This is a genomic window from Flavobacterium flavigenum (genome assembly GCF_027111255.2).
GTDB classification, from domain to species: domain Bacteria; phylum Bacteroidota; class Bacteroidia; order Flavobacteriales; family Flavobacteriaceae; genus Flavobacterium; species Flavobacterium flavigenum.
Window position 1 is genome coordinate 3,384,650 of record NZ_CP114285.2, and the last position, 17,373, is coordinate 3,402,022.

The 17,373-nt window shown below is 35.3% G+C and carries 16 protein-coding genes; 7 read left to right on the top strand and 9 right to left on the bottom strand.

Annotation, left to right across the window (positions count from 1 at the left end; all coding sequences use genetic code 11):
• The first annotated feature begins 153 nt into the window (after positions 1-153).
• The 6 genes from OZP09_RS13965 to OZP09_RS13990 are packed head-to-tail and all read left to right on the top strand — an operon-like array spanning position 154 to position 8,094.
• On the top strand, positions 154-3,144 hold the full coding sequence (locus tag OZP09_RS13965; protein WP_281309543.1) for a type I restriction endonuclease subunit R: 2,991 nt from the start codon (positions 154-156) through the stop codon (positions 3,142-3,144).
• On the top strand, positions 3,137-4,168 hold the full coding sequence (locus OZP09_RS13970) for a PDDEXK nuclease domain-containing protein (protein WP_281309544.1): 1,032 nt from the start codon (positions 3,137-3,139) through the stop codon (positions 4,166-4,168). Before OZP09_RS13965 ends, OZP09_RS13970 begins: the two co-directional genes overlap by 8 nt.
• Positions 4,152-5,402: a restriction endonuclease subunit S gene (locus OZP09_RS13975; protein WP_281309545.1), complete on the top strand. Its 1,251-nt coding sequence runs from the start codon at positions 4,152-4,154 to the stop codon at positions 5,400-5,402. Before OZP09_RS13970 ends, OZP09_RS13975 begins: the two co-directional genes overlap by 17 nt.
• 3 nt (positions 5,403-5,405) lie before the next feature.
• Positions 5,406-6,476: an AAA family ATPase gene (locus OZP09_RS13980; RefSeq protein ID WP_269234365.1), complete on the top strand. Its 1,071-nt coding sequence runs from the start codon at positions 5,406-5,408 to the stop codon at positions 6,474-6,476.
• A gap of 6 nt (positions 6,477-6,482) precedes the next feature.
• Positions 6,483-7,463 (top strand): N-6 DNA methylase, encoded by a 981-nt coding sequence (locus OZP09_RS13985; protein WP_269234366.1) that lies wholly within the window; start codon positions 6,483-6,485, stop codon positions 7,461-7,463.
• Complete coding sequence (locus OZP09_RS13990) at positions 7,435-8,094, top strand: N-6 DNA methylase (RefSeq protein WP_269237882.1); 660 nt, start codon at positions 7,435-7,437, stop codon at positions 8,092-8,094. Before OZP09_RS13985 ends, OZP09_RS13990 begins: the two co-directional genes overlap by 29 nt.
• A 206-nt stretch (positions 8,095-8,300) precedes the next feature.
• Here the strand turns inward: OZP09_RS13990 and OZP09_RS13995 are convergent, their stop codons facing one another.
• From OZP09_RS13995 to OZP09_RS14020, 6 genes are all read right to left on the bottom strand, one after another.
• Complete coding sequence (locus tag OZP09_RS13995) at positions 8,301-9,077, bottom strand: SGNH/GDSL hydrolase family protein (protein ID WP_269234367.1); 777 nt, start codon at positions 9,075-9,077, stop codon at positions 8,301-8,303.
• A 67-nt stretch (positions 9,078-9,144) separates the two neighbouring features.
• A complete protein-coding gene (locus OZP09_RS14000; RefSeq protein ID WP_269234368.1) occupies positions 9,145-9,927 on the bottom strand; it encodes a DUF3050 domain-containing protein in 783 nt (260 codons plus the stop codon).
• A gap of 89 nt (positions 9,928-10,016) precedes the next feature.
• The gene (locus OZP09_RS14005) at positions 10,017-11,195 is read right to left on the bottom strand and encodes an acyl-CoA dehydrogenase family protein (RefSeq protein ID WP_281309546.1); all 1,179 of its coding nucleotides are present in this window, start codon (positions 11,193-11,195) and stop codon (positions 10,017-10,019) included.
• Positions 11,196-11,355: 160 nt separating this feature from the next.
• Entirely contained in the window at positions 11,356-12,063 is a 708-nt protein-coding gene (locus tag OZP09_RS14010; protein WP_269234369.1) for a tRNA1(Val) (adenine(37)-N6)-methyltransferase, read from the bottom strand.
• A 115-nt stretch (positions 12,064-12,178) separates the two neighbouring features.
• On the bottom strand, positions 12,179-12,703 hold the full coding sequence (rimM, locus tag OZP09_RS14015) for a ribosome maturation factor RimM (protein WP_269234370.1): 525 nt from the start codon (positions 12,701-12,703) through the stop codon (positions 12,179-12,181).
• 15 nt (positions 12,704-12,718) lie between these two features.
• Positions 12,719-13,288: a 30S ribosomal protein S16 gene (locus tag OZP09_RS14020; protein WP_269234371.1), complete on the bottom strand. Its 570-nt coding sequence runs from the start codon at positions 13,286-13,288 to the stop codon at positions 12,719-12,721.
• 243 nt (positions 13,289-13,531) lie between these two features.
• On the opposite strand from OZP09_RS14020, the gene rbp reads away from it, so the two are divergent.
• Positions 13,532-13,882, top strand: a complete 351-nt coding sequence (gene rbp, locus OZP09_RS14025; RefSeq protein WP_025571406.1) for an RNA-binding regulator — start codon at positions 13,532-13,534, stop codon at positions 13,880-13,882.
• A 129-nt stretch (positions 13,883-14,011) separates the two neighbouring features.
• On the opposite strand, the gene leuB is transcribed toward rbp, so the two are convergent.
• The 3 genes from leuB to leuD all read right to left on the bottom strand — a co-directional run bounded on the left by leuB (position 14,012) and on the right by leuD (position 17,365).
• Positions 14,012-15,067 (bottom strand): 3-isopropylmalate dehydrogenase, encoded by a 1,056-nt coding sequence (gene leuB, locus OZP09_RS14030; RefSeq protein WP_269234372.1) that lies wholly within the window; start codon positions 15,065-15,067, stop codon positions 14,012-14,014.
• 49 nt (positions 15,068-15,116) lie between these two features.
• Positions 15,117-16,640, bottom strand: a complete 1,524-nt coding sequence (locus tag OZP09_RS14035) for an alpha-isopropylmalate synthase regulatory domain-containing protein (protein ID WP_269234373.1) — start codon at positions 16,638-16,640, stop codon at positions 15,117-15,119.
• A 128-nt stretch (positions 16,641-16,768) separates the two neighbouring features.
• Positions 16,769-17,365 carry a 3-isopropylmalate dehydratase small subunit gene (leuD, locus tag OZP09_RS14040; RefSeq protein ID WP_269234374.1) on the bottom strand — a complete coding sequence of 199 codons (597 nt, stop codon included), beginning with the start codon at positions 17,363-17,365 and terminating at the stop codon, positions 16,769-16,771.
• Between the last annotated feature and the right edge of the window lie 8 nt (positions 17,366-17,373).

Here is a 17,373-nt window from a genome sequence, read left to right on the forward strand (position 1 = left end):
TATAGCCCAATTTTACACATAAAAATGTAGAATTGGGTTTTTTTTACTTCAATTAATTACTTTAATCCTTTGGTTATCGTTATCGGTTAAAAAAATATTTAACTACTTTTGAGTAATAATGTATGTTTATAAATGAATCATTTTTTACATTAAATGACAAAAGAGACACATATTGAAGAGAGCTTACTTACAAAGCTAAAAGATTTAAAATACATTTATCGTGCTGATATACGTGACAGATTTTCTCTTGAGCAAAACTTTCGTGAAAAATTTGAAGCACTAAATCGGGTTCGTTTAAGTAATTCAGAATTCGCACGATTACGGGATGAAATCATTACTCAGGATGTTTTTGCAGCGTCAAAAACACTTCGTGGAAAAAATTATTTTCAGCGTGAAGATGGAACTCCGTTGCATTATACTTTGGTTAATATCAAAGACTGGTGCAAAAATGATTATGAAGTAATTAGCCAGTTGAGAATAAATACAGAAAATAGCAATCATCGCTATGACGTAATTATTTTGATTAATGGTTTACCAATTGTTCAGATAGAACTGAAAGGAATCAGCATCTCGCCAAGACAGGCAATGCAACAAATTGTCGATTATAAAAATGACGCAGGAAATGGATATACCAATTCATTGATGTGCTTTATGCAGATGTTTATTGTCAGTAATCAATCGAATACGTATTATTTTGCCAATAACAGAAATCAACATTTTCAGTTTAATGCAGATGAACAGTTTCTGCCTGTTTATCAATTAGCTGATGAAAGCAATAAGAAAATTACAAATCTTGCGTTATTTGCCGATAAATTTTTGTCTAAATGCACTTTAGGCGAAATGATCAGCAAGTATATGGTTTTGGTAGAAAGTGAGCAAAAACTTTTGATAATGCGGCCCTATCAAATCTATGCTGTAAAAGCTATTGTAGATTGTATCAATCAAAATCGTGGCAATGGTTATATTTGGCACACAACAGGAAGTGGAAAAACCTTAACTTCTTTCAAAGCCTCAACTTTACTAAAAGAAAACCCTGAGATTGATAAATGTTTATTTGTTGTAGACAGAAAAGACTTAGACAGACAAACCCGTGAAGAGTTCAATAAATTTCAGGAAGGAAGTGTTGAAGAAAACACCAATACCGAAAGCTTAGTGAGACGTTTACTATCTTCTGATTACTCTGATAAAGTCATCGTTACCACCATTCAAAAATTAGGCTTGGCACTTGATGATACCAAAAATTACAAAGAGCGATTAAAGCATCTGAGCGATAGCAGAATGGCAATTATTTTTGATGAATGTCATCGTTCTCAATTTGGAGAAAACCATAAAGCCATTAAAGAGTTTTTCCCGAAAGCGCAGTTATTTGGTTTTACGGGAACTCCAATTTTTCCGGATAATTCAAATTATACAATTCGGGAAGGTGAAGAAGCTACCTATAAGACTACCGAATCTATTTTTGAAAAAGAACTGCACGCTTACACCATAACACATGCCATTGAAGATAAGAACGTACTGCGTTTTCATATCGACTATTACAAGGGACAGGGAGAAATAAATCCAAAACCCGGCGAAGCTATTTCACAGCAGGCGGTTGTAGATGCTATTTTAGAAAAGCATGATTCGGCTACTAACCATAGAAAATTCAATGCAGTTTTTGCAACAGCTTCAATTAATAATGCTATTGAATATTACCGCTTATTTAAACTCGCCCAACAGAAAAAATCAGAGGCAGACGGTGATTATGTTCCTTTAAATATTGCTTGCGTATTCTCTCCGCCTGCACAACTAATGGCAAAAGAAGGCGAACAAAAAAATGCCGAAGACATCAAGCAGTTACAGGAAGATTTGCAACAGGAAAAGTTCGACAATCAATCCAATCCTGAAGAAAAAAAGAAAGCACTGATTGAAATTATTGAAGATTACAATAAACAATTTGGTACCAATCATAACATCAATGAGTTTGACGCATACTATCAAAATGTACAAGCGCGAATAAAAGACCAGAAATGGGCAAATAAGGAACTTCCGCATAAAAAGAAAATAGACATTACCATTGTGGTTGATATGCTGCTTACCGGTTTTGATTCTAAGTTTCTAAATACTTTATATGTAGATAAAAACCTGAAATACCACGGATTGATTCAGGCATTTTCCCGAACCAACCGCGTGCTGAACGACACAAAACCTTATGGAAATATTTTAGATTTTCGTTCACAGCAGGAACAGGTAAACCAGGCAATTGCTTTATTTTCTGGTGAAAAATCAGAAGACAAAGCCATTAAAATCTGGATGGTTGATCCTGCTCCGGTAGTTATTGAAGAATACAAAAAAGCGGTTGAAGCTTTAGGTGTTTTTATGGAAGAAAACAATTTGGTCAACGATCCTTCTGAAGTGTATAACTTAAGAGGCGACACTGCAAAAATCACTTTTGTAAAAAACTTTAAAGAAGTTCAGAGATTAAAAACGCAGTTAGACCAATACACCGACTTAGACGAAACACAAAAAGAAGTTATTGAAACCATCTTGCCTGTCGATCGCTTACAGTCGTTTAGAAGTTCTTATTTAGAAACGGCTAAGCAATTTAAAGCCATCCAAGACAAAGAGGGTAACAACGCACCAGAAGACATTCAGCAACTGGATTTTGAATTTGTATTATTTGCTTCTGCGGTGATTGATTATGATTATATAATGAATCTCGTAGCAGATAACCTGCAGATGAAACCGTCTAAACAAAAAATGAGTAAAGACGAAATCATCTGTTTGCTGAGCGCTACTGCCAATTTAATGGAAGAACAGGAAGATTTAGCTGATTATATCAATAGTTTAGACTGGAACAAAGGGCAGGATGTGGACAAACTGCGCGCTGGCTACCAAAAATTTAAAGACGAAAAAAACGATAAAATATTAACCAATATTGCAATTATTCACGGTTTACAAACGGCCAATTTAAAAGCATTTGTAGCCAACATTATGAGCCGGAAGATTTTTGACGGTGAAAAACTGACTGATTTGTTAGAACCTTTAGAACTGAACTGGAAAGAGCGAAGCGTAAAAGAACAAGCTCTTATGACGGATTTGATACCGCTATTAAAAAAGCAAGCCCAAGGGCAAGAAATATCTGGACTTACGGCTTATGAATAAAAAAGAAATAACAGCGATCAATAAAAATGAGTATGATGTACTATTCAATCAGGCTGTAGCAGAGATTCACGCGACAAGGAGTCTTGTCGCGAGACAATTGAATAGTGCCACTACTTCTATTTATTGGAATTTAGGCAAACTACTTTTTGAAAAACAATTGGCAGAAGGGTACGGCAGTGGCATTGTTGGTCAATTGTCTGTTGACCTCAAAAGCAAATTTCCCGATATGGGCCTGTCTCCCCGTAACCTATGGGATATGAAACGTTTTTATGAAAGGTATCATCTGGCAGGTGAAAAACTGCGACGATGCGTCGCAGTTTTGCCGTGGCGACATAATTTGTTGTTATTAAGCAAGATACAATCCTTTGAAGAAGTTGAATTTTATGCCAACGAAGCCGTAACCAAAGGCTGGAGTAGAGACCTGTTGCTCAATGCTATAAAAATGGACCATTACGCCCACGTTCAAAAGCAAATCAAATCACACAATTTTAACGATACACTTTCCCCAGTTGATGCAGACTATGCCAACGAAGTTTTTAAAGACACCTACAATCTTGGTTTTTTAGGAATAACTGAAAACGTAAAAGAACTGGAATTAGAAAAAAGATTGGTAGAAAAAATTAAATCTTTTGTTTTAGAATTAGGAAAAGGTTTTTCTTTTATCGGTAACCAATACCGATTAGAATACAACCAAAAAGAATATTTTGTAGATATGCTTTTTTTTCACAGAGGTATGCAATCTTTGGTAGCTATTGAACTGAAAATAGGAAGTTTCAAAGCTGAATATGTGGGAAAAATGAACCTTTATCTTTCCTTACTCGATAAATTCGAAAAAGGCACAAACGAAAACCCATCTGTTGGTATTATCCTTTGTGCAGACAAAGACCATCTGGATGTAGAAATTGCATTGCAAGACATCAACAAACCTATTGGTGTGGCAGAATACCAACTACTATTACCAAAAGAAGAACTCCAAACCTTAGTGTTAAACGAATTAAATGCAAATAATGAGCAACCAAAATAAATTTATTCCTGAATTACGTTTTCCTGATTTTGAAAATGATAAGGAATGGAAAAATAGCACTATTGGCGAAATAGGCAAATTTTACTACGGAAAAAGCGCGCCAAAATGGTCATTATCTTCTGATGCGCCAACGTTTTGTGTAAGATATGGCGAATTATATACCAAGTTTGATACTATTATCTCTGAAATTAAATCACGAACAAACATCGACCCAAGCGATTTAAGATTTAGTAAAGGAGGTGAAATTCTTGTGCCCCGTGTAGGAGAAGTTGCAAAAGATTTTGCATCTCATTGTTGTTATCTACCATTTCCAAATGTTGCAATTGGTGAAATGATTAGTGTATATGAAACAAAAGAATATCCAATTTTCTACACTTATTATTTCAGGACATTAGAAAAGGAGTTTGCTCGAGTGGTTGAAGGACAAAATGTTAAAAACTTATATTATGTAAATTTAGAGCCAATCGTTATTGGAAAGCCTTCTATTGATGAACAAAAAAAAATAGCAGACTGCCTTTCTTCATTAGATGAATTAATAACCGCTCACACCAATAAATTAGAAACCTTAAAAACCTACAAAAAAGGATTGATGCAAAACCTTTTTACACAAGAAGGAGAAAAAGTGCCGAAGTTGAGGTTTAAGGAGTTTGAGAAAGATGGGGAGTGGAAAATAGAAAGGTTAGATAAAGTCGCTGAAATAATTACTGGAAATACTCCAAGTACTATTGAAACACAATATTACAATGGTGAAAAATTATTTGTTTCTCCTGCTGATATTAATGATAATAGACATATTACAAATACCAAGACTAAATTAAGTGATTTAGGATTTTCTAAAACAAGAAAAATAAAAGAAAATAGCGTTTTATTTGTTTGTATAGGTTCAACAATTGGGAAAATTGCTCAAAGTAAAGTTGAATGTGCTACAAATCAGCAAATAAACTCTTTGACTTGTTTTGAAAACTATTCCAACGATTTTTTATATTCAGTTTTAGAGTACAACGCTTCTAACATTGCTGATATGGCAGGGAATCACGCAGTTCCTTTAATAAATAAATCAGCATTTTCAGCCATAGAATTAAAATTTCCACCGTCATTAAAAGAACAGAAAAAAATAGCTGAAACCCTTTCATCGGTGGATAGCTTAATCAAAGAACAGTCAAATAAAATTGAGCAATTAAAATTACATAAAAAAGGATTAATGCAAGGGTTGTTTCCTAAAGTAAGAAATTAAAATATGAGTACATTAACTGAAATAGCTCAGGAATTAAAAGATACGAAGGAAAAAATCATTCTTGTTTACGCTTTTAACGCAACAGGTAAAACCCGTTTATCTGTTGAGTATAAAAACGTAACTAAGACTGAAGAGGGAAATCATACAGGAGTTTATTACAATGCCTTTAGTGAAGATTTGTTTGTATGGGACAATGATGAACCAAATGACAATCAAAATATAAAACTGGATATTGTATCAAGTTCATTAAATCAATTTCATTCATTATTACTTGATACTGATATACTAGAAGAAACTTTAGCATTATACCATCCAAGATATAAATTCAGTTTAAATCTTTATGAGGATGGAGACAGAGAAAAAGGTATTCATTCGGTTACTTTTTATGTAGATGATGAAAATACAAACCCAATAAAAATCTCCCGAGGAGAAGAAAGAATTTTTATCTGGTGTTTTTTTATAGCCTTATTTGAAACGGATTCCTGGACAGGTGTTCAGGACGCTCATTTTTTCATTGACGATCCTGTTTCTAGTATGGATGACCATAATATCTTTTTGACAGCAGAATCTATTATGAAGTTGATTGTTGATACCTTTCCAAAAAAACAGATAATAGTTACAACCCATCATATAGGATTGTTTTCTATACTATTTGATAGGTTAAGTAAAGGCGAAAAAAGTGACAAGTACAAAAAGAATTCAAAATTCTTTATGCTGAAAAAACAAAACAAAGAATTAGAATTAAAACCGTTTAACAAGGAAGTCTTTCTTTTTCATTTGCATCTATTACAAGTATTAGATGAAGCTAAAAAAGCAAATGAACTCTACACTTTTCATTATGTTCTTTTACGGCAGCTATTAGAGAATATTACTTCATTCATTGGTACAAGTCAAATTAAGATGCTGTTACAAGAAATAGAAATAGAAAAACCCGAAGATATCATTATGATGATTAATTCAGTATCTCACACTAGAGTTTTTGCTCCTAATATTAGTGAAATGAATGAAGAACAGATAAGAGTATTTAGTGAAGTTTTTGATAAGCTTGTAACTAAGTATAATTTCAAATTTTAATTGAAAATGACACAAAAAGAACAACAACAATTGGGTAAAACCCTTTGGGATATAGCAGATAATTTACGTGGAGCGATGAATGCCGATGATTTTCGGGATTATATGCTGTCGTTTCTTTTCCTTAGATATTTATCATCGAACTACGAAGCATCCGCAAAAAAAGAATTAGGAAGAGATTATCCCAATCTGGATGATAATGACAAAAGAAACCCTTTAAGCGTTTGGTACGCAGAGAATGAAGCAGATGTAGCTGAATTTGAAAAACAAATGCGCAGAAAGATTCACTATGTAATAGAACCAAAACATCTATGGAGCAGTATTGCTGAAATGGCGCGTACTCAAAATAAGGATTTACTTGAAACATTAGAGCAAGGTTTTAAATACATAGAAAATCAGTCTTTTGAAAATGCGTTTCAAGGATTGTTTTCAGAAATCAATCTGAACTCCGAAAAATTAGGAAAAAAACACGAGGATAGAAATGCCAAACTATGTGTCATCATTCAGAAAATTGCAGAGGGAATTAAAGATTTTTCTACCGATTCAGATACTTTAGGTGATGCTTACGAATATTTAATTGGTCAGTTTGCAGCAGGTTCAGGTAAAAAAGCAGGAGAATTTTACACGCCACAGCAAATATCTTCCATTCTTTCAGAAATAGTAACCTTAGACAGCCAAGACCCTACACAAGGTCCAAAAATAAGACTTGAGAAAGTCCTTGATTTCGCAAGTGGTTCCGGATCGTTGCTTTTAAATGTTAGAAAACGCATAAAAGAAAATGGAGGAAACGTAGGTAAGATATATGGTCAGGAAAAAAACATAACTACCTATAACTTAGCCCGTATGAACATGCTTTTACACGGCATGAAAGATACCGAGTTTGAAATATTTCACGGTGACACTTTACTCAATCAATGGGATGAATTAAATGAAATGAATCCGGCCAAAAAAGTTGAGTTTGATGCTATTTGTGGCGAATCCGCCTTTTAGTTTGCGTTGGGAACCTAATGAAGCTATGGTAGAAGATTTCCGTTTTAAAAGTTATGGTTTAGCACCTAAATCAGCGGCAGATTTTGCTTTTTTATTACATGGCTTTCACTTCTTAAGCCAAAACGGAACGATGGCGATTATTCTGCCTCATGGTGTATTATTTCGTGGTGGTGCAGAGGAACGCATTAGAACCAAATTATTGAAAGAAAATAATATTGATACCGTTATTGGACTACCTTCAAATCTTTTTTATTCCACAGGAATTCCAGTTTCAATTTTAATTCTAAAAAAATGCAAAAGATATGATGATGTGCTTTTTATTAATGCAAGTGAGCATTTCGAAAAAGGAAAACGACAAAACACACTCAGCGAAGAACATTTCGAAAAAATTATTGATACGTACAAGTACAGAAATGAAATACCAAGATATTCGAGAAGAGTATCAATGGATGAAATTGAGAAACAAGGATATAATCTTAATATTTCAAGATATGTTAATACTTCTGTGGAGGAAGAAAAAATTGATTTACGACAGGTTAATTTAAAATTGAAGGCTATAAATTTAGAAATTGAAAAATTTACAAATGATCATAATAAATTTTTAGACGAGTTAGGATTGCCAAGGATTTAATGGAATTGCTTCCTCTCTGTAAAAAACGCCTTAATTTCAATAAGAGATTACGGATTTTTTTATTTCTTGAAAAAACAAAACCTCTAATCCAGCCCCGATAGAAATGATATCCTTTTGTGGCGGGGTTCGCCATAAAAGATAAAATGGATAGCGGGAGAATTGGTCTTTTGAATAAGGATTTTCTGCTTCATAAAAGTAATAAATATCTAATCCTGCAATACTACTTTGACTTTCGGTATAAGACGTTCAACAAATAAAGCATAAGCAGATTCTGAAGGATGCAGTCCATCTGAAGCGACCAGATTTAGGTTGCTCAGCCCTTGCCGGGTAATGTCAGTAATATTTACAAAAACGATTGCATTTGTTTTGCAGTAATTCTCAGCAAAGGTATTGTACTGATTGATTTCGGTGGAGATTTTTGTTTTTTGACTGTCACTTAAATTTTTTGCATAGGGGGTGTAAGCATAATCAGGTATCGAAACCACAATTACGTTTTTTTTGTCGCCTTTCCCCAATGCAATTGCTTTGGTTACCAATTCAGGAAACTCTCTTTCATAAACAGAAAAATCTTTTCCTTGATACTGATTATTGACACCAATTAATAACGTCACCAAATCATAATTGGATTCGGGTTTTTGCTGGTTTATGGCCGAAATTAAATTGGTAGTTGTCCATCCGGTTGTGGCGATAACCTGTAATGAAAAGTTGGTTTCTGTATAAAACGATTTTAAACTCGTTTTGAGCTGTTCCGGAAACCGGCAGGTTTCGCAGACACTTTGCCCAATAGTATAACTGTCGCCTAGTGCTAAATAATTTATTGATTTAGCAATAGATCCGCTTGGGATTTCCGGATTAGGGATTGTTGTTGGAGGTGTGACAGGTTCGGGTGTAACAGCCGTTTCCGAAGGGCTTTCTTCAGTGCTGCAACTCAAAAGCGATATAGAAAGTAAAACAATAACTATTTGTTTAAAGTGTGGTTTCATAATTTGTATAAATTAGATTTCGCATCATTTCTAAACAAATAGTTACGTTAAAAAAGAATTTGTGGTTTTACACCATTTCTGCTTTCATTGAAATTTCTTCTTCAATAGCATTCCAGAGTCCGATTCTTTTTTCTAAAGCCAGAATTGAAATTTCTTCTACATCAGACCATTTTTGAGCATCATCCTCACATAATTCTGTAATCATTTGCATGGCCATAGGACCGTGCTCATCGGCATCAAGTTCAATATGTCTTTCGAAATAATAAAGGAGTTTTGTTAAATCAACTTCAGGAAGATTTTTTTGAAAGTTTTTCAGAATTTCCGTGAACATAGCCGGAATTAAATCTTCTCTTCCAAAGGTAAAGGCAGCCGCAATCTCATGTGGTTTACCTTGTTCTATAACACGGAAAGTGAAATCTAAAAATGATTTTACATCTGGATGTAAGGAACTTTGTTTGATGGCAACAAAAATATTATGAAGCGAATTTACCTCAGATAAAAATTTGTTTATTGCAGATGTATCTGCACCACAGGCCTTCATTGCCTCGATATACATTTCGTAATGACTTTGTCTTTTGCCGTCAATAGTGAGGTCGGTTTCTTCAGCAAGGACAATTTCGTTGATTAAATATCGGGTTTCGGGATTTTTTGTTGGAAACCAAGGCGTAGTTGTACAGGTAAGTTTAGCCTGTAAAGCCTTTAATAGTGACATAAAGTCCCAAACTGCAAAAACATGACTTTCTAAGAAACTATGCAGGTCATCGATGCTTTGGATTTTATTGTACAAAGAATGCTGTAAAAGCATTTCCTTTTGAGGGTAAATGCGATTGTTGATGGTTTCAATATTCATAGACGTGGTATTTTTGGTAAATATAAAAAAGCTTCCCGATTAGAGGAAGCTTTTGGTATTGATTTTCAATATATTTTAATAGAGGGTTATTATTTGAATGCCGAAAGCCCTGTAACATCCATTCCTGTTATCAATAAGTGAATGTCATGAGTGCCTTCATAAGTAATGACACTTTCAAGGTTCATCATATGGCGCATGATCGAATATTCGCCTGTAATTCCCATTCCGCCCAGCATTTGTCTGGCTTCTCGCGCAATGTGAATTGCCATGTCAACATTATTTCGTTTAGCCATTGAGATTTGGCCCGTTGTAGCTTTCCCTTCGTTTCGTAGAACTCCTAATCTCCAGGTTAATAATTGTGCTTTTGTGATTTCGGTAATCATTTCGGCCAGTTTTTTCTGCTGTAATTGTGTTCCTCCAATAGGTTTTCCAAACTGGATTCTTTCTTTGGCATAACGCAAAGCAGTATCGTAGCAGTCCATTGCCGCTCCAATTGCTCCCCAGGCTATTCCGTATCTGGCTGAATCTAAACACCCAAGCGGTGCTCCCAATCCGGATTTGTTTGGTAACAGGTTTTCTTTAGGAACCTTTACGTTATCAAAAATCAATTCGCCTGTCGAAGATGCACGAAGCGACCATTTGTTATGCGTTTCAGGCGTTGTAAAGCCTTCCATTCCGCGTTCTACGATTAATCCGTGAATTCTGCCTTCTTCATTTTTTGCCCAGACTACGGCAATATCAGCAAAAGGAGCATTCGAAATCCACATTTTAGCACCATTTAAGAGATAATGATCGCCCATATCCTTAAAATTGGTAATCATGCTTCCGGGGTCAGAACCGTGATCTGGTTCGGTTAAACCAAAACAGCCCATCCATTCCCCTGTGGCCAGTTTTGGCAGATATTTCATTCGTTGTTCTTCATTTCCATATTTCCAGATAGGATACATTACTAAAGAAGACTGTACTGATGAGGTAGATCGTACGCCCGAATCTCCGCGCTCAATTTCCTGCATGATCAGTCCGTATGAAATCTGGTCTAAGCCTGCTCCGCCATATTCTACAGGAATATAAGGTCCAAATCCGCCAATTTCTCCAAGACCTTTTATGATTTGTTTTGGAAATTCTGCTTTTTGAGCATATTCTTCTATGATAGGAGAAACTTCACGTTTAACCCATGCACGTGCAGACTCGCGAACCAATTTGTGTTCGTCTGTTAGTAAATCATCAAGGTTATAATAATCGGGTGCTTGAAATAAATCGGGTTTCATGGTACGATAGTTTTATAATTACAAATCTACATAAAGAAATATAACAAAACTAATAGTTAATGTTGTAAAAATTAGTTTTGTTCAACTTCTTGAGATATTAGAAGTATAAAAATAAGATTTTGTAATGTGTTTTGAACCTGAAATTTAAAAAAGAGAGAAGCTACATTTTAAGGTAAAAATCTTTTGTCAACTCAATATATTCTGGTGTATACACATGTCGATCGATTTCAATAACCAATTCATCTATTTCAGCTTCCTGATTTTCGTTTCGGCTAAAAGCTAATAAACTGCGTTTAATTTCTGAAGTTTGGGTACCTTTTACGCGAGTAATTTTGGTTGAATATAATTGAGCTTCTTTGGCCAAAGCTATAAAGTTTTTCTCTTCTTTGAATGGAAGGATCACTGCAAATATTCCATTTTCTGAAAGCAATAAGTCCGCTGCTTCAACCAATTCTTCAAAAGGCATTGCATCCTGAAAACGGGCCAAATCACGTTGTTCGTTTGATGTTTTATAATCTTCGGAATAAAAAGGTGGATTTGAAACAATCAAATCGTATTCATCTTCCGGTTCTTCAATAAATTCGTCCAACCCGGCATGAAAGCAGAATAAACGATCTCCCCAGGGAGAATTTTCAAAATTTTCTACTGCTTGTTCATAGGCGTCTTCGTCAATTTCAAGCGCATCGATTTGTTGTGCTTGACTCCTTTGAGCAAGCATTAAAGCGATGACTCCGGTTCCTGCACCTATATCTAAAACACTAAACGGATTATGATTTACAGGAGACCATGCACCTAGTAAAACACCGTCAGTTCCAACTTTCATAGCGGTTTTGTCTTGCTGAATAGAAAATTGTTTGAATTGAAACATAATGATTTAAGAATGATAATTAACGATTCTTGATTTTTGATTTTCCTTGAAAGGAACGAATAATGTTAATTTGGATAATCTAAAAGTCCAACAATCTAAGAAGTCTAAAATGTAATTATAAGTACATTTCCACCAATCCCTCAGGAAGATTCATGATGACTTTTTTGTTTTCCCTGTCAATCTTTACAAGGAAATGATCAATCATTGGAACTAGTATTTCAACTTCGCCATTTAAAACTTCAAAAAGTGGCTGGGCAGAAGAATCATTAACAGAAGTGATTTTTCCAAAAACGCCTAAACGCTGGTCTTCAATTTCGAAACCAATAACTTCGTGGAAATAAAATTTGTTGCCGGAAAGTTTTGGCAACATAGTTAAAGGAAGATAGACAGCATTTCCAACTAAGGCATCAGCATCTTCTTCGGTGTTTACATCTTCAAAACGAACTCTTAAAAAGTCGTTTTTGTGTAAAGAACTTGTTTCAATAAAAAAAGGAACCAGATGTTTGTTGTGATCAACAAACACTGATTCCAGATTTTCGTATAACTCAGGTTCGTCTGTGTCTAAATAGATCAGGACTTCACCTTTGAAACTAAATTTTTTAGCGATTTTACCTAAATAAAAACATTCTTCTTTACGCATTATCGCTAACTAAAATTATGCTTCAGTTGTTTCGTTATTCTCTTCAGCAGCAGGAGCTTCTTCAGTAGCAGCTTCAACTTCAGCAACTTCTTCTGTAGCCTCTGCAGCAGTTGCAGCAGCGATAGCATCAGCTTCAGCCTGAGCTGCAGCAGCTAAACGTTTTGCATTAACTTCTTGTTCTGCTTTTAAAGCTTTAGCTTTAACATCAGCCTGTGCTTTTGATAAACCGTCTTTTTTAGCATCAACTTTTCCAGCTTTAGCCTCTAACCAAGCAGCTAATTTTGCATCTGCCTGCTCTTGAGTCAAAGCTCCTTTACGGATACCTCCATCAAGGTGGTGTTTCAATAAAGCACCTTTGTAAGAAAGGATCGCTCTTGCAGTATCAGTTGGCTGAGCACCATTGTGCAACCATTTTACTGCACTATCAAGGTTTAAGTCGATAGTTGCCGGGTTAGTGTTTGGATTGTAAGTACCGATTTTCTCTAAGTATTTACCATCTCTTTTTGAGCGTGCATCTGCAGCTACAACCCAGTAAAAAGGTTTTCCTTTTTTACCGTGTCTTTGTAATCTAATTTTTACTGACATAATCGTATGATTAAATTTTGAGGTACTCGACCTCTGTTAATTAAGGGCGCAAAGATATAATTTTTTTCTGAATTTAAGTGTCATAAATTTATTAAATCTGTTGAAGAAAATAAATGGGCTTTATTGATGATTATTTTATAGGATTCTTAGCTATAAATCAAAATAAAAACATAAATAAACTAATCTATAGTAGATTACAGAAAAATAAGACTACATTTGCTACATTATAATAAACAAGTACATATGAACATTTTTGTGGGAAGCCTTCCATTCAGTATTGAGGAAGCAGATTTAAGAGAGTCTTTCGAGGCTTACGGAGCGGTAGATTCAGTAAAAATTATTACTGATAAATTTACCGGAAGAAGCAAAGGATTTGGTTTTGTTGAGATGCCAAACGACGCGGAAGCTCAAAAAGCAATTGATGAATTGAACGGAGCTGTTGTTTCAGGACGTGCAATTGTGGTTAATAAATCTGAGCCGAAACCTGAAGGAGAAAGAAGAAGCTTCAATAACAACCGTGGAGGTGATTCTCGCGGAGGTTACGGAAACAACCGTGGTGGAAATGACCGTGGTGGAAACAGAGGAGGATATTAATATTTTTTTCTAAATATATAAAAGGGATCAATTTACATTGATCCCTTTTTTTGTTTCATGTTTTATTTGTTTCAGGTTTCACGTTCCAGTAGTAACCTGAAACTTGAACCTGAAACAAAAAATAACTAATTATACGTTTGCAGCTAACCAGTCACCTACTTCTTTGGTTCCGTATGCTTTGCCTCCATTAGCTAAATCTTCAGTAACTACTCCGGCTTCTAAAGCTTTGTTTACAGCATCTCTCATTGCTTTTCCTTCTTCCATCAATCCGAAGTTTTCGAACATCATAGCTGCAGATAAAACAGTAGCCATTGGGTTAGCAATATTTAATCCTGTAGCTTGTGGATATGAACCGTGAATAGGCTCAAATAAAGATACTTCAGCTCCCATCGATGCAGAAGGCATTAATCCCATTGAACCAGAAATTACAGAAGCTTCATCTGTTAAAATGTCTCCAAATAAGTTCTCCGTAATCAAAACATCATAAGAGTTTGGCCATTGTACCAAACGCATCGCAACCGCATCAACAAATTCGTAGCTTACTTCTACTTCCGGGTAGTCTTTTTCCATAGCCTGAACCGTTTCTCTCCATAAACGTGACGTTTCCAGAACGTTAGCTTTATCCACACAGCATAATTTTTTAGAACGTGTCATGGCTAATTCGAAACCTTTTTTAGCTAAACGCTGTACTTCGGCTCTTGTATAAACACAGTTGTCAAAAGCAGTATCTCCGTTGTCTTTTCTTCCTTTTTCACCAAAATAAATTCCGCCGGTTAATTCTCTTAAGAAAACTAAGTCAGTTCCTTCGATTCTTTCTCTTTTTAAAGGAGATTTATCCAATAAAGAGGGGAATGTAAATGTTGGTCTTACGTTTGCGAACAAACCTAATGCTTTACGCATTTTCAACAAACCTTGTTCCGGACGTACAGGCGCAGAAGGGTCGTTATCATATTTAGGGTGTCCAATGGCTCCAAAAAGAACAGCATCAGCATTTTTACAAATTTCGTGTGTAGCATCCGGATAAGGCTCACCTACTGCATCAATTGCAGCAGCACCGGTTAAAGCTGGTTTCCAGGTAATTTCATGTCCAAATTTTTTGGCAACAGCATCTGATACTTTTACTGCCTGATCAATTACTTCTGGTCCGATTCCGTCTCCGGCTAAAAGGGCTATGTTAAATTTCATTTTATTGATATTATGGGTTTATTTACTATTTCGATTATTTATTTAAGTTTTACTGCGTGATGACATTCAGCATTTTCTGAGTAGCAATAATGGCTGCAACGGTCTGATCCGAATCTAATCCGCGGGTTTTGAATTCTTTTCCGTTATTTACCCAGGTGATAATAGTTTCGCATAAGGCATCTGAACTACTTCCGGGAGGGATTCGCACTGCATAATCAATCAATTTTGGAAGTGTTAGTTTTTTGCTTTTGTAAATCTTGGTCAATGCATTCATGAAAGCATCAAACTGACCGTCGCCTTGTGCGTTTTCTTCTATTATTTCGCCATCTAAATTTAAAGATAAAGTGGTCGATGGGCGCATTCCTTTAGAATGAACCAGCATATAAGAATCTATCGTAATTTTATCCTGATAAGTATGACTGTCTAAAACATCAGAAATTATATAAGGTAAATCTTCTTTGGTAACAGTTTCTTTTTTGTCGCCTAATTCGATGATTTTTTGGGTTACCAGTTTCAAATCTTCCTGATTTAATTTTAATCCTAATTCCTGAAGATTTTTTTCAATATTAGCTTTTCCTGAAGTTTTTCCAAGGGCGTATTTTCTTTTTCTTCCAAAACGTTCCGGAAGAAGATCATTAAAATATAAATTGTTTTTGTTGTCGCCATCGGCATGAATTCCGGCAGTCTGTGTAAAAACGTTATCTCCAACAATAGGTTTGTTTGCAGGAATTCTGTATCCTGTAAAAGTTTCAACTAATTTGCTTACAGAGTATAACGAGGTTTCTTTAATGTTGATTTTTACATCCGGCATAAAATCATTGATAACAGCAACCGTACTTTCAAGCGGTGCATTTCCGGCGCGTTCACCCATTCCGTTTACGGTTACGTGAAGTCCTTTTATTCCGGCTTTTATAGCTTCCATAACGTTAGCAACACTTAAGTCGTAATCGTTATGAGCATGAAAGTCAAAATGAGTATTGGGATATTTTGCTGTAATGGTCGAAATAAATTCGAAAGCCTGAGATGGAATCAATACTCCCAAAGTGTCCGGAAGCAGAATTCTTTTTACAGGTTGCTGCGTTAAGAAATCTAAATATTGAAAAACATATTCAGGAGAATTACGCATTCCGTTGCTCCAGTCTTCCAGGTAAACATTGGTTTCAATGTTATTTTCTTTTGCTAACGCTATTGTTTGGGCTATTTCAGAAAAGTGTTGTTCCGGAGTCTTTTTTAATTGATGTGTCAGGTGGTTGAGAGAGCCTTTCGTCAATAAATTCTGGACTTTGGCACCTGATTTTTTCATCCAGTCTATAGAAAGGCCGCCGTCAACAAAAGTCAGGACTTCAATTCTGCTGGTGTATCCTTTTTCTTCGGCCCAGGACATAATGCCACTGACCCCCTGAAATTCGCCTTCACTCACACGTGCTGAAGCAATTTCGATTCTGTCAATATTTAATTCTTCCAGCAATAATTGTGCAATGGTCAGTTTTTCTGCAGCAGAAAAAGATACTCCTGAGGTTTGTTCACCATCACGGAGCGTTGTATCCATTATTTCAATTTTTCTTTTTTCCATATTAAATATGAGATGACTTTTGTGTGATTTGATAAGTATCGAATCAAATTTTGTAAAATTGTAAAAAGCAGTTATGAAGTCCAACTTAAGAATTGAAACTTACATAACTGCATTTGAGTTGGTTGTGTTTAGTAAGGAAGCTTGTCAGCGAAAGCTTTGATATCTTCCTTAATATTTTGTAAATAATCAATATCATCAAACCCATTGATCATATTGTTCTTTTTGTATCCGTTGATCGCAAATGATTCCTGTTCACCTGTTGACAATAAAGTAATAGTCTGAGCCGGAAGATTGATTTCTAATTCTGTTTTTGGATCAGCTTCGATAGCTTTGAAAATGTTTTCCAAAAATTCAGGGCTGATTTGTACTGGTAAAACACCAATATTCAAACAGTTTCCTTTGAAGATATCAGCAAAGAAAGAAGAAACCACAGCACGGAATCCGTAATCGTAAACTGCCCATGCAGCGTGCTCTCTAGAAGATCCAGAACCGAAGTTTTTTCCTCCTACAAGGATTTTTCCGCTGTAAGTTGGGTTGTTTAAAACGAAATCTGCTTTTGGGGTATCGTCGCTATTGTATCTCCAGTCTCTGAAAAGGTTGTCTCCAAAACCTTCACGTTTTGTAGCTTTCAGGAAACGAGCTGGAATAATTTGATCTGTATCTACGTTCTCAATTGGCAACGGCACTGCGCTGCTGGTTAATATATTAAATTTATCGTATGCCATTTTAATTT

Bases quoted from the DNA above. Each gene is read 5' to 3' on its own strand.
- OZP09_RS13965 (WP_281309543.1), top strand. From the start codon at position 154: ATGACAAAAGAGACACATATTGAAGAGAGCTTACTTACAAAGCTAAAA.
- OZP09_RS13970 (WP_281309544.1), top strand. From the start codon at position 3,137: ATGAATAAAAAAGAAATAACAGCGATCAATAAAAATGAGTATGATGTA.
- OZP09_RS13975 (WP_281309545.1), top strand. From the start codon at position 4,152: ATGAGCAACCAAAATAAATTTATTCCTGAATTACGTTTTCCTGATTTT.
- OZP09_RS13980 (WP_269234365.1), top strand. From the start codon at position 5,406: ATGAGTACATTAACTGAAATAGCTCAGGAATTAAAAGATACGAAGGAA.
- OZP09_RS13985 (WP_269234366.1), top strand. From the start codon at position 6,483: ATGACACAAAAAGAACAACAACAATTGGGTAAAACCCTTTGGGATATA.
- OZP09_RS13990 (WP_269237882.1), top strand. From the start codon at position 7,435: ATGCTATTTGTGGCGAATCCGCCTTTTAGTTTGCGTTGGGAACCTAAT.
- OZP09_RS13995 (WP_269234367.1), bottom strand. From the start codon at position 9,077: ATGAAACCACACTTTAAACAAATAGTTATTGTTTTACTTTCTATATCG.
- OZP09_RS14000 (WP_269234368.1), bottom strand. From the start codon at position 9,927: ATGAATATTGAAACCATCAACAATCGCATTTACCCTCAAAAGGAAATG.
- OZP09_RS14005 (WP_281309546.1), bottom strand. From the start codon at position 11,195: ATGAAACCCGATTTATTTCAAGCACCCGATTATTATAACCTTGATGAT.
- OZP09_RS14010 (WP_269234369.1), bottom strand. From the start codon at position 12,063: ATGTTTCAATTCAAACAATTTTCTATTCAGCAAGACAAAACCGCTATG.
- rimM (WP_269234370.1), bottom strand. From the start codon at position 12,703: ATGCGTAAAGAAGAATGTTTTTATTTAGGTAAAATCGCTAAAAAATTT.
- OZP09_RS14020 (WP_269234371.1), bottom strand. From the start codon at position 13,288: ATGTCAGTAAAAATTAGATTACAAAGACACGGTAAAAAAGGAAAACCT.
- rbp (WP_025571406.1), top strand. From the start codon at position 13,532: ATGAACATTTTTGTGGGAAGCCTTCCATTCAGTATTGAGGAAGCAGAT.
- leuB (WP_269234372.1), bottom strand. From the start codon at position 15,067: ATGAAATTTAACATAGCCCTTTTAGCCGGAGACGGAATCGGACCAGAA.
- OZP09_RS14035 (WP_269234373.1), bottom strand. From the start codon at position 16,640: ATGGAAAAAAGAAAAATTGAAATAATGGATACAACGCTCCGTGATGGT.
- leuD (WP_269234374.1), bottom strand. From the start codon at position 17,365: ATGGCATACGATAAATTTAATATATTAACCAGCAGCGCAGTGCCGTTG.